Origin of the sequence: Tepidiforma sp. (assembly GCF_026419595.1) — a bacterium.
GTDB lineage: Bacteria > Chloroflexota > Dehalococcoidia > Tepidiformales > Tepidiformaceae > Tepidiforma.
In genome coordinates, this window is record NZ_JANZZD010000002.1 from 40,683 (window position 1) to 51,131 (window position 10,449).

11 protein-coding genes are annotated in these 10,449 nt (G+C 72.8%); 3 read left to right on the forward strand and 8 right to left on the reverse strand.

The window, feature by feature from the left end:
- Window positions 1–3 precede the first annotated feature (3 nt).
- Genes N2041_RS01610 through N2041_RS01620 form a run of 3 tightly spaced genes read right to left on the reverse strand, consistent with a single transcriptional unit; the run spans window position 4 to window position 3,931 of the window.
- Window positions 4–1,944 carry a glycoside hydrolase family 36 protein gene (locus N2041_RS01610; RefSeq protein WP_297675157.1) on the reverse strand — a complete coding sequence of 647 codons (1,941 nt, stop codon included), beginning with the start codon at window positions 1,942–1,944 and terminating at the stop codon, window positions 4–6.
- The gene (locus tag N2041_RS01615; RefSeq protein WP_297675159.1) at window positions 1,941–2,687 is read right to left on the reverse strand and encodes a nucleotidyltransferase family protein; all 747 of its coding nucleotides are present in this window, start codon (window positions 2,685–2,687) and stop codon (window positions 1,941–1,943) included. The genes N2041_RS01610 and N2041_RS01615 overlap by 4 nt, the downstream gene beginning before the upstream one ends.
- On the reverse strand, window positions 2,684–3,931 hold the full coding sequence (locus tag N2041_RS01620) for a galactokinase family protein (RefSeq protein WP_297675162.1): 1,248 nt from the start codon (window positions 3,929–3,931) through the stop codon (window positions 2,684–2,686). The genes N2041_RS01615 and N2041_RS01620 overlap by 4 nt, the downstream gene beginning before the upstream one ends.
- A 17-nt stretch (window positions 3,932–3,948) precedes the next feature.
- On the opposite strand from N2041_RS01620, the gene N2041_RS01625 reads away from it, so the two are divergent.
- A complete protein-coding gene (locus N2041_RS01625; RefSeq protein ID WP_297675164.1) occupies window positions 3,949–5,688 on the forward strand; it encodes an acyl-CoA dehydrogenase family protein in 1,740 nt (579 codons plus the stop codon).
- A 42-nt stretch (window positions 5,689–5,730) separates the two neighbouring features.
- Here N2041_RS01625 and N2041_RS01630 read toward each other — a convergent pair whose 3' ends face one another.
- Window positions 5,731–6,117: a DUF805 domain-containing protein gene (locus tag N2041_RS01630; protein ID WP_297675166.1), complete on the reverse strand. Its 387-nt coding sequence runs from the start codon at window positions 6,115–6,117 to the stop codon at window positions 5,731–5,733.
- A gap of 98 nt (window positions 6,118–6,215) precedes the next feature.
- Complete coding sequence (locus N2041_RS01635) at window positions 6,216–6,641, reverse strand: pyridoxamine 5'-phosphate oxidase family protein (RefSeq protein ID WP_297675168.1); 426 nt, start codon at window positions 6,639–6,641, stop codon at window positions 6,216–6,218.
- 99 nt (window positions 6,642–6,740) lie between these two features.
- On the opposite strand from N2041_RS01635, the gene N2041_RS01640 reads away from it, so the two are divergent.
- Complete coding sequence (locus tag N2041_RS01640; protein WP_297675171.1) at window positions 6,741–7,499, forward strand: fumarylacetoacetate hydrolase family protein; 759 nt, start codon at window positions 6,741–6,743, stop codon at window positions 7,497–7,499.
- A gap of 2 nt (window positions 7,500–7,501) precedes the next feature.
- Here N2041_RS01640 and N2041_RS01645 read toward each other — a convergent pair whose 3' ends face one another.
- Window positions 7,502–8,587: an EAL domain-containing protein gene (locus N2041_RS01645; RefSeq protein WP_297675172.1), complete on the reverse strand. Its 1,086-nt coding sequence runs from the start codon at window positions 8,585–8,587 to the stop codon at window positions 7,502–7,504.
- A 39-nt stretch (window positions 8,588–8,626) separates the two neighbouring features.
- Complete coding sequence (gene folE, locus N2041_RS01650) at window positions 8,627–9,205, reverse strand: GTP cyclohydrolase I FolE (protein WP_297675174.1); 579 nt, start codon at window positions 9,203–9,205, stop codon at window positions 8,627–8,629.
- A gap of 93 nt (window positions 9,206–9,298) precedes the next feature.
- Between folE and N2041_RS01655 the strand changes: the two genes are divergently transcribed.
- The gene (locus tag N2041_RS01655) at window positions 9,299–9,694 is read left to right on the forward strand and encodes a YkvA family protein (protein ID WP_297675176.1); all 396 of its coding nucleotides are present in this window, start codon (window positions 9,299–9,301) and stop codon (window positions 9,692–9,694) included.
- Window positions 9,695–9,828: 134 nt separating this feature from the next.
- On the opposite strand, the gene N2041_RS01660 is transcribed toward N2041_RS01655, so the two are convergent.
- Entirely contained in the window at window positions 9,829–10,428 is a 600-nt protein-coding gene (locus tag N2041_RS01660; protein ID WP_297675178.1) for a TetR/AcrR family transcriptional regulator, read from the reverse strand.
- Window positions 10,429–10,449: the final 21 nt, after the last annotated feature.

Sequence of the window (10,449 nt, forward strand, 5' to 3'; positions counted from 1 at the left end):
GCGCTAGTCGAACCAGCGGGCTTCGCCGGGCGCCAGCTCGACGACGCGCGTGTAGCCGCGGTGGAGGACGGCGACGGTCCGCGGGTAAGAGCGATCGTTCCGGAGCTGGAGCCGGCCGCTGACGGGCCGCTGGAAGAGCCCCGCCGAGGTGACGTGGCCGGAATCGCCGACGAGGCGCGGGGTGCGCGCCGGGGCGTAGACCTGCCAGAGCGTGCCTTCGTGGGGGCGGAGGTAGACATCGCCCATCGGCAGGGGGCGCCGGTTCCAGACGTCGAAGCCGACCTCGCCGGGGCGGAGGAGTTCGGTCCACGGCACCCAGAGCGGCTCATCGGACCAGTTGAGGACGCCGACGAGGGCGCGGCCGTCGCCGAGGTCGGCGCGCCAGGCGCGGGGCGCGGGGCCGTCGCCGGGCTCGACCGGCCGGGCGGCGACGCCGGCGGGCGGGAAGAGGGCGAGCGCCATCTCGCGGCGGGCCGGCGGCAGCTTCGGGAGGTCGTCGCTGGCGACGACCATACCGCCGGAGAGGGCGATGCCGGTCGCGAGGAAGCGCACCTCGGCCTCCGTCAGCTCGGTGTCGGTGTCGCGGACGATGAGGCAGTCAGGGTCGTTGACCCACCAGCGGCGGTGCATCCAGTTGCGCTGGAGGGTGAGGCGCATGGCGTGGCGGACGGAGGGGTTGGGTCCGGCGGCCCAGGTTTCTTTGACATCCGGGCCGACGCGCATGGCGTCGACGAGGCCGATGGCGGGGCCGAAGTGGCAGGTGCAGCCGAGGAGGAAGGTATCGTCGCCGGCTTCTTCGCGGATGATTTCGAGGCCGCGGCGGAGGTTGGCGAGCGCCGTGGTGCCGGGCCGGTAGTAGCGGACGGTCGAAGCAGGCCGCGCCGCGTAGGAGCAGGCATCGAGCTTGAGGTAACTGTAGCCCCAGTCGCGGACGACGGTGCGGATGACGTTGCGGAGCCAGGCCTCGGCTTCGGGGTGGGTGCAATCGAGGACGGCGCAGCGGCCGAGCCAGGTCTGGACGAAGACGGTTTCGCCGCCGGGCGTCCGGAGGACCATCTCCGGGTGGTCGCGCAGGGCGGCGGAGTGCTCGTTGAGGACGAAGGGGGCGAGCCAGAGGCCGGGCCGGTAGCCGGCTTCGCGGATGCGGGCGGCGAGCGCGGCCATCCCGGAGGGGAACTTCGCGTTCGGCGTCAGCCAGTCGCCGGTGTGCGACTGGTAGCCGTCGTCGATTTGCACGACCTCGGCGGGGTGGCGTTCGCGGACCATCTCCTCGAGGTTGGCGAGGACGTCGGCCTCGGAGACGCGGTCGTAGAAGTAGTACCAGCTGCACCAGCCGGTCGGGACGCGCTCCGGGACACGGGCGCCCATGCGAGCGGCGACGTCGTCGGCGTACCGTTCGATGAGCTCGAGGGGGTCGCGGCCTTCGCGGAGGGCGACAGGCGGCAGCTGGACCGATTCGCCGGGGCCGAGGACGAGGCCGTCGACGTCGTAGACGAGGGCGATGCCGGTGACGGCAGACTCCGAAGCGTCGAGCGTGACTTCGACGTCGAAGAAGAAGCGGTCCGGCTGGAGGCAGGCGGCAAGGAGCGCTGGCGCGGGCTGCGAGGGGAGCCAGAGGACTGCCTGGTCGCGGCTGGTGTAGGTCACCGCGTCGCCGGAAGGGCGAGCGAAGCGGCCGTCGTAGCCCTCGGCGGCGGGCGCGCCGAAGTTGCGGACGAGGGCGTCCATCTGCATGTAGCGGCCGTGGACCCAGAGCCAGCCGTCGGCGGCCGGGGCCTCGAGCTGCGCCGCGAGGCGGATGTCGCGCGGGGCAGCCGGTTCGCCGCCGGTGTTCGACAGGGTGATGCGGAGCTCGCCGGCGGCCTCGTCGTAGTCGAAGGTGCAGTCGAGGCCGGGCGGCAGGCCGTCGGGAGCGAGCCAGAGGTCCCAGGGCAGGGTGGTCACGGGTGAACCTTACCGCCCCGGCGGGCTTCGGCGTAGCGGCGGGCGGCCTCGAGCGATTCGGGCGTGCCGATATCGAACCAGGCGCCGCGGACGGGCACGGCGCGGACCGTCCGGCCGGCTTCGATCGCGGCGGCGACGGCGCGGGGCAGCTCGTATTCGCCGCGGGACGACGGCTCGAGGGCTTCGACGAACGGCCAGAGCCACGCGCCGAGGACGGCGGGGCCAGCGTTGTTCCATGGGGTCGCGGAGGTGCCGCGGGGCGGCTTTTCGACGATGCGGGTGACGCGGAAGGCATCGTCGACGTAGACGGCGGCGCCGGCCCACGGGTCATCGACCGGGTTGACGAGGAGAGCGCCGTCGCTGCCGGGTGCGGCGCCGAGGAGGGCGGCGTAGCTCTCCGGGTCGAGGTAGACATCGCCCCAGGTGACGAGGAAGGGGCCGGGGGCGAGGTGGGGGCGGGCGAGGGCCGCGGCGCGCGCCGTGCCTTCGAGCCGCTCCTGGCGGACGAAACGGAGCTCGAGGCCGGGCGGCGGCGCGGCGGTGAGGGCGTCCACGATGCGGTCGCCGAGGTAGCCGACGACGACCACGGCCGATGCGATGCCGGCAGCAGCGAGCGCGTCGAGGGTGTGGAGGAGGAGCGGGCGGCCGGCGAGCGGGAGGAGCGGCTTCGGCGTGTCGGCGGTGAGCGGGCCGAGGCGGGTGCCGCGGCCAGCGGCGAGGATGACGGCCTGCCGCGCGCTCATGCCAGCCGGGCCCCGGCGGAGGGCGCGACCTCGAAGGCGGGGCCGCCGGCCGCCGCAACGGCCGCGTCGATGACGGCCTGCTCGCGCCCGCGCTCGCAGACGGCGATGGCGAAGCCTCCGAAGCCCGCGCCGGTGAGGCGTGCGCCCGCGGCGCCGGCCTTCGTCATGGCCTTTACGAGGGCGTCGAGGGCGGGCGTCGAACAGCGGTAGTCGTCGCGGAGCGAGGCGTGGGAGGCAGCCATCAGCTCGCCGAGGGCGGCGAGGTCGCCGGCTTCGACGGCAGCGCACGCGAGGTCGACCCGCTCGGCCTCGGCGAGGACGTGGCGGGCGTACCCGCGGACCGGGAGCTGTGCATCGGGGTCGAAGGTGCCGGCGGCGAGCGTGACGAGGCGCTCGAGGGGGACGCCCGCCGTAGCCGCGGCCTTTCGCGCGGAGCTGCGCGCCGGGAGCTCATCGACGAGCACCGGCGCGGCATCGATGGCGGCGACGTGGCCGAGGAGGGGCGTGCCCTCGATCTCGGCGCCGAGCATGTCGGCGAGGAGTGCGGCGGCGATGCGCGTCGCGACGACGCGTTCGTTGTAGGCGTCGCGGGCGCCGCCGCCTTTCGGCGCCGGCTGCCCGGAGGAGGCGACGACGAACGCCCAGCCGGCGGGGACCGGCACGGCGCGCATCGCCGGCGGCAGGAAGTCGATGCGGAGGAGCGCCCCGGCTTCGGCGAACGCGATCACCTGCTGGTCCATGCCGCCGGTCTCGGCGCCGGCGAGGCGTTCGGCCTGCGCGGCGAGCCCGGCGAGTTCGGCGCGGCCGAGGCCGAGGCCGAAGGCGGCATCGAGGGCCAGCAGGAGGGCGACCGTGAGCGCGCTGGAGGAGCTGAGGCCGCTCGCAGCGGGGAGGTCGCTGGCGACGGCGATGCGCGCACCCCGGCCGGGAAGACGGGGACCGAGGACCGCGGCCGCGGCCGCGAGGTAGCGGTGCCACGGTTCGGCGCAGGCCGCCGGGCCGGCATCGAGGGGCAGGCGGGCGGGAACGGGGAATTCGCGCGAGACGGCCTCGAGCAGCGGGGCTTCCGACGGCGCGACGGCAACGGCCGTCGACTGGCCGATGGCGAAGGGGAGGACGGGCAGGCCGTTGTAATCGGTGTGTTCGCCGATGAGGTTGACGCGGCCGGGGGCGACGGCGACGGCGGCAGGTTCGGCGGCGAAGGTCGAGCGGAAGAGAGCGGCTGCGGCCGCAGCGGGGTCCACAGGGGTATTATCCGGGCATGACGACCGTGACCACACCTTCGAACCGCGCGATGCCCTCGACCCGGGGGCTGAACTTTTTCGAGGCGGACCCGAACCTCGAACGGGCGCTGCGGGCGTACGCGGAGCCGGCCGATGCGGACCGGGCGGTGCCGCTCCTCCGCGAGGTGGGCCGCTGCGCGGGCGACGAGCTGGATGAGCTGGCGGCCATCGCAGACGCGAACCCGCCGGTGCTGCGCACGCACGACCGGCTCGGCCAGCGGGTGGACGAGGTCGTCTATCACCCGGCGTTCGTGGAGATGCAGCGGCTCGGCTTTTCGCGGTTCGGGTTCGCGGCGATGTCGCACCGGGAAGGGGTGCTGGGGTGGCCGGGGCGCGTGCCGCACGTCGTGAAGTTCGCGCTCAGTTATGTCTTCGTTCAGTCGGAGTTCGGGCTGTTCTGCCCGATTTCGATGACGGATTCGGCGGCACGGGTGCTGCGGATGTTCGGCTCCCCGGAGCTGCAAGCGCGGTACGTGCCGCGGCTGACGAGCACGGAGTTCGGCGAGCTGATGCAGTCGGCGCAGCTGCTGACCGAGCGGACGGGCGGGAGCGACGTCGGCACGAGCGAGTGCGAGGCACGGCTGGTCGACGGCGGGTGGCGCATCTGGGGCGAGAAGTGGTTCTGTTCGAACGCGGGGGCGGACGTGCACCTCGCGCTGGCGCGGCCAGCCGGCGCGCCGGCCGGGACGAAGGGGCTCGGGATGTTCCTCGTGCCGAAGACGCTGCCGGACGGGAGCCGGAACCGGTACGTCATCCGGCGGTTGAAGGAGAAGCTCGGGTCGCGGTCGATGCCGACAGGCGAGTACGAGTTCGAGGGTGCGACGGGGTACGTGGTGGGCGAGATCGACCGCGGGTTCGCCCAGATGGCGGAGATGATCAACGTCTCCCGACTGAGCAACGGGATGCGGGCGGCAGCGCTGATGCGGCGGTCGCTGCTGGAGGCGGCGGTGCACGCGCGCGGGCGGGCCGCCTTCGGGCGGGCGCTCTTCGACCTGCCGCTGGTGCGGGAGCAGCTGTTCGAGATGGTGCTCGACAGCGAGGCGGCGCTCGCCATCGTGCTGTTCGCGGCGCAGGCGCTGGACCGGGCGGACGGCGGTTCGGAGCACGACGAACTGGTGGTGCGCATCACCACGCCGCTCATCAAGTACGCGAACTGCCGCCGGGCGCGCTGGACGGCGGGGATGGCGATGAACCTGCGCGGCGGGAACGGCTACATCGAGGAGTGGGTGAATGCGCGGCTCCTGCGCGACGCGCACCTCGGGAGCATCTGGGAAGGGGCGGAGAACGTGGTGGCGCTCGACGTGGCGCGGGCGGCGATGCGGAACGGTGCGCACGAGGCGCTCTTCCGGGAGCTGGAGGCGCGGCTCGCCGGCGTGACCGACGAGCGGGCGCGCGGCGAAGCGGAGGCGGCGCGGCGCGAACTGGGCCGCGTCCGGGCCGCGTTCGACCGGCTGCTGCAGGCGAGCGAGGACGAACGCGAGGCAAAGATGGCCACGATGTGCGACCGGCTGGCAGCGCTGGTGTGCGCCTGCCTGCTCACCGCCGAAGGCGACCGGGAGGCGCTGGCGGGCCTCGGGTACGGGAAGCTGCTGGCCGCGCGGGAGTACCGGCGCCGCTACGTGGAGCGGCAGGACCCCTTGGAGGCCGACACCGGCGCGCTGCGCTGGCTCGGCCACCTGGTCGACGGGGCGCCTGTGCCGGCCGCGGCCCTGGGGTAGCGGCTCAGGCGGCGGGCGGGAGCCTGTCCCCCCGCTGCGGGGTCAAGGGGCCGGCGGGAGGGGGGCCTCGCCGTACTGGTTGGGCATCGGCTTCGACGGCTGGGCGCAGAGCACGATGAGCGCAATCCAGCCGACGAGCGGGATGAGCCCGATGAGCTGGAGCCAGCCGGACTGGCCGATGTCGTGCAGGCGGCGGGCGGTGACGCCGATAGACGGCAGCAGGGCTGCCAGCGAGAAGGCAAAGGACACCACGTTGAAGAAGTTGCTGCTGACGGCGAGGGCGCCGAGGACGAGGCCGATGATGAACTGGCCGAGGGCGAACCACCAGAACTCCGGGCGGCCGGCGCGGCCTTCGAACAGGACGTAGCGCTTCCAGGGTGTGAGATACCACTGGATGGGCGAAGGCTGAGCGGGGGCTGCGGCCTGCATGGCGGGCTCCTGTCGCGAGGTGGCGGGAGCCTACCGAATCGCCCGCTCCCGTATCAAGGGCCACGTTCGTCCCCGATCGGGGCGAGGTGCGGGCCGGTCTACGCCTTGCTGTAGTCCCAGGAGATGTACTTCACCGGCGTGACTTCGATGTAGGCCGTATCGGGGCCGACTTCGGTGGGCAGCTGGTCCTCCGGGACGCCGCGGCGGCGCATCGCTTCGCGGCGGAGGGGGAGCACTTCGGCGGGGTCGGTGATGACGCGGCCGGTGCCCTGGATGCAGACGCCCTTGATGTCCTGCATCGTGCTGCCGGATTCGAGCATGACGGAGACGTTGGGGTTGCGCTCGATGTTTTTCGTCTTCTGGGTGCCCTTGCGGCAGCCCATGTAGATTTTTTCGCCGAGGCGGAAGTAGCCGATGGGGACGGTGTGGGGGTGGCCGCTGCGGCTGATGGTGGAGAGGGCGATCCAGCCGGGGCGGGAATCGAGGAAGGCGTGGATCTCGTCGAGGGACATCTTGCCGGGCATGCGGAACTCCGAAGCGGGATTCCCAGGGCAGGTGCAAGTTTGGGTTGCCCGGCTGCGGCTGTCGAGTGAGGATGAGCGGCAACGGAGGAGGGTTCACGCATGGCGCTCTACGTGAGGTTCGAACGGGCGGACGGCCGCCGCGGGGCGGGGCTGCTGGAGGGGGAGACGATCCGGGTCATCGAGGAGCCGTTCTGGGAGGGGACGCGGCCGACGGGCGAGACGGTGCCGCTGGCATCGGTGCGGCTGCTGCCGCCGTGCGAGCCGCGGAGCATCGTCTGCGTGGGGCTGAACTACGCGAGCCACCTGCAGGGGCGGCCCGCGCCGGACCCGCCGACGCTCTTCTTCAAGCCGCTCTCGTGCATCGCCGGGCCGGGCGACGCGATCGTGCTGCCGCCGAACTGCGGCCGCGTGGACCCGGAAGGCGAAATCGTCATCGTCATCGGGAAGCGGGTGAAGGGCGCGTCGCGGGAGGAGGCAGAAGCGGCGATTTTCGGCTACACGGCGGGGAACGACGTCTCGGCGCGCGCGTGGCAGCAGGCCGACGGCCAGTGGTGGCGGGCGAAGGGCAGCGACACGTTCGGCGTCTTCGGGCCAGCGATCGTGACGGGGCTGCGGCACGACGCGCTGGAGGTGGCGACCCGGGTGAACGGGCGCGAAGTGCAGCGGGGCCGCTCCACCGAGCTGATCCGCGACATCCCGGAAATCGTGCGGTACGTGAGCGCGGTGATGACGCTCGCGCCGGGCGACATCATCTACACCGGCACGCCGGGCAGCCCGCCGGAAATCCACCCGGGCGACGTGGTGGAAGTGGAGGTGACCGGGGCGGGGGTGCTCCGCAACGAGGTGCGCGCCGGGTAGCCTCAGGCGACGGCTTCGGCGCGGGACGCCGGACGTGCCGCAGGCCGCCCGAGGAGGAAGCCCTGCACGAGGTCGACACCGGCCTCGCGGACGACCCGGAGTTCGGCCTCGGTCTCGATGCCCTCGGCCAGCGTGCAGATGCCGAGGTCGCGGGCCATGGCCACGATGCGGCGGAGGATGGTCGCCCGGTACGGGTTCGCGTCGACGCCGCGGACGAGCTGCATATCGAGCTTGAGGTAATCGGGTCGGACGCGATCGAGGAGGTTGAGCGAGGAGTAGCCTTCGCCGAAGTCGTCGAGGGCGACGGCGAACCCGGCGGCGCGGTAGGTCTCGAGGATGCGGACGAGGTGGCCGACGTCCTGCACGCGGTGGCTCTCGACGACCTCGAAGACGACCTCGGCCGGCGGGATGCCGGCGGCGTGGACGGCTTCGACGGTAGAGCGGAGGCAGAACGCCGGGTTGTAGATGGCCGTCGGGGTGAAGTTGATGAAGAGGCGGCCGAGGCCGGCGCCGCTGCGGATGGCGAGGAGGCGGGCGAAACGGTCGAGGTGGAAGAGGAGGTCGCCGGCGGCGGCCGCACCGTAGAGGACGGCGGGCGAGATGAGCGTGCGGCCGTCCCGTTCGACGCCGCGGAGCAGGCATTCGTGGGCGAAGAGGTCGCCGGCCGCCGTGTAGATCGGCTGGAAGTAGGTGACGGCGCGCTGCCCGGCGAGGAGGTCGATGAGCCACGCGGCGCGGACTCGGGCGAGGAAGGCGCCGAGCGGCTCCATCCGGAGGAGGGCATCGAACGAGGGGGCGGCGCCGTCCTCGACGACGAGGGCGCGGGCATCGTGGAGCTCGACGGACGAGAGGGCGGCTTCGAGACAGGCGGCGAGCGGTTCGAGCTGGCCGGGTTCGAACGGGACCGAGATGGTGGAGTCGACTTCGCTGAAGGGCGCGAAGCCCGCGCCGCGGAGGGCGGACGCGAGGCCTTCGAGGGACCACGCGAGGGGCGGGGCGACGATGAGCCGGCCCCGCGCGGGCGGGGCGGGCGGCAGGAGCTGGCAATCGACGCAGAGGGAGGAGGGACGCTCGGCGGGCCGTGTCACGCGGGGATCATCGGCCGGGCGGCGGAGCCGCTTGAGGGGCTAGTGGTGGCCGTGAACGAGCGAGAGAAACTCGGCGCGCGTGACGTGGGAGTTCTTGAAATCGCCGCGCATCGCGGAGGTGACCATGAGCGAGCCGGGCTTCTTGACGCCGCGCATGGTCATGCAGAGGTGCTCGGCTTCGATGACGACGGCGACGCCGTCGGGCTGGAGGACCTCCTGGATGGCTTCGGCGATCTGGCTGGTGAGCTGTTCCTGGATTTGCGGGCGGCGGGCGTAGCCTTCGACGACGCGGGCGAGCTTGGAGATGCCGACGACGCGGCCGTCGGGGATGTAGCCGACGTGGGCCTCGCCGTGGAAGGGAAGGAAGTGGTGCTCGCACATGCTGTAGAACGGGATGTTGCGGAGGATGACCATCTCATCGTGGGCGACTTCGAAGCCGACGCGGAGGTGTTCGCGGGGGTCGATGAAGAGCCCTTCGAAGATTTCGGCGTACATTTCGGCGATGCGGCGCGGGGTATCGCGAAGGCCTTCGCGGGAGGGATCGTCGCCGATGGCCTGGAGGAGTTCGATGACGGCAGCGCGGATGCGGGCCTGGTCGGGGCCGGCGGTGGTGGTCACATGGTGCTCCGGGGCGGAGGATTGGGAGGATCGTAGCAGGGATGGAGCGAGCGGCGGGGCGCGGGCGCTGACACACCCGGCGCAGGAGGGGCGATGGACTGGCTGATCGCGGCCGCGGCGGTTGTGGCGGCGACGGGCGGCGCGCTGGCGCTGGGGTGGTGGGGGCTGCGGCGGAGCGCGGCGGGGCGGCGCTTCCTCGCGCTGCGGCGGCGGCAGAAGCTGCGGTTCCTGCGGGCACTCCTGCGGGCGGGGCGGCTCGGCTGGGCGGGGCGGCTGGCCGCGGCGGCCCTGCTCGGCTACCTCCTGCTGCCGTTCGACATCATCCCGGACGTCATCCCGGTGCTGGGGATGGCGGACGACGCGGCGGTGTTCGTGCTGTTCGTCTGGCTGCTGCTGGCGGTGGTGTCGGCGGCAAGCCTCGAGGCGGCGTTCGCCGAGGCGGAGGGCGCGGAACGTTCGGACGGCGCGGAGGGGGACGAAGGGCCGTAGGCGGCGGGCGCGGCGGGGCGCAGGCTACGGGGAGCCGGCGGGGTTTCTGTGGTGCCCCGGCGGTTGCGGCGCGACGGCAGGTGAGACGCCCCGGTCCCCCATTCCGGAGTGTGCCGTCGCGCCGCTCGCTCGTTTCAGCGGAGGAGCAGGGCGCGGGCGAGCTGCTGGATTTCGACCATGGCGGTCGGGTCGCCGGCGCGGCCGGCCCATGCGCCGATGCCGAGACTGGCGGTCATCATGGTGGTGATGAGCATGCGGGCGGCGGCGTCGGCGGGGACGGGCCGGAATTCGCCGGAGCGGATACCGGACTCGATGAGCTCGGCGAAGCTGCGCTGGAGCCACTCGGCGTAGTCGTCTTCGAACGACTGGTTGCGGGCGGCGAGCCGGAAGACGGAGACGAGCAGGCGGCGGTGCGCTTCGAGGTACTCGGCCATGGTGCCGAGGGCGGTGCAGACGCGGTCGATGGCGGGGGTATCGCCGGCGACGGCGGCGCGGTAGCGGGCGACGGCGTCGTCGCGGGAGACGCGGAGGACTTCGCGGAGGAGGTCTTCCTTGGAGGCGAAGTAGCCGTAGAGGGTGCCGACGCCGGTATCGGCGAGTTCGGCGATCTGCTGGATGGACGTGTCCTCGAAGCCCTGTTCGTGGAACAGGCGGTTCGCGGCGTCGAGGATGGCGGCGCGGGTGCGCGCCTTGCGGCGCTCGAGGCGGCCGGGCGCAGTAGGGGCTGCGGTCATGCGGACTCCGGTGCGGTGGTA

Excerpts from the sequence above, each read along its gene's own strand:
- N2041_RS01615 (WP_297675159.1), bottom strand. The coding sequence starts at position 2,687 with ATGAGCGCGCGGCAGGCCGTCATCCTCGCCGCTGGCCGCGGCACCCGC.
- N2041_RS01625 (WP_297675164.1), top strand. The coding sequence starts at position 3,949 with ATGACGACCGTGACCACACCTTCGAACCGCGCGATGCCCTCGACCCGG.
- N2041_RS01630 (WP_297675166.1), bottom strand. The coding sequence starts at position 6,117 with ATGCAGGCCGCAGCCCCCGCTCAGCCTTCGCCCATCCAGTGGTATCTC.
- N2041_RS01635 (WP_297675168.1), bottom strand. The coding sequence starts at position 6,641 with ATGCCCGGCAAGATGTCCCTCGACGAGATCCACGCCTTCCTCGATTCC.
- N2041_RS01640 (WP_297675171.1), top strand. The coding sequence starts at position 6,741 with ATGGCGCTCTACGTGAGGTTCGAACGGGCGGACGGCCGCCGCGGGGCG.
- N2041_RS01655 (WP_297675176.1), top strand. The coding sequence starts at position 9,299 with ATGGACTGGCTGATCGCGGCCGCGGCGGTTGTGGCGGCGACGGGCGGC.
- N2041_RS01660 (WP_297675178.1), bottom strand. The coding sequence starts at position 10,428 with ATGACCGCAGCCCCTACTGCGCCCGGCCGCCTCGAGCGCCGCAAGGCG.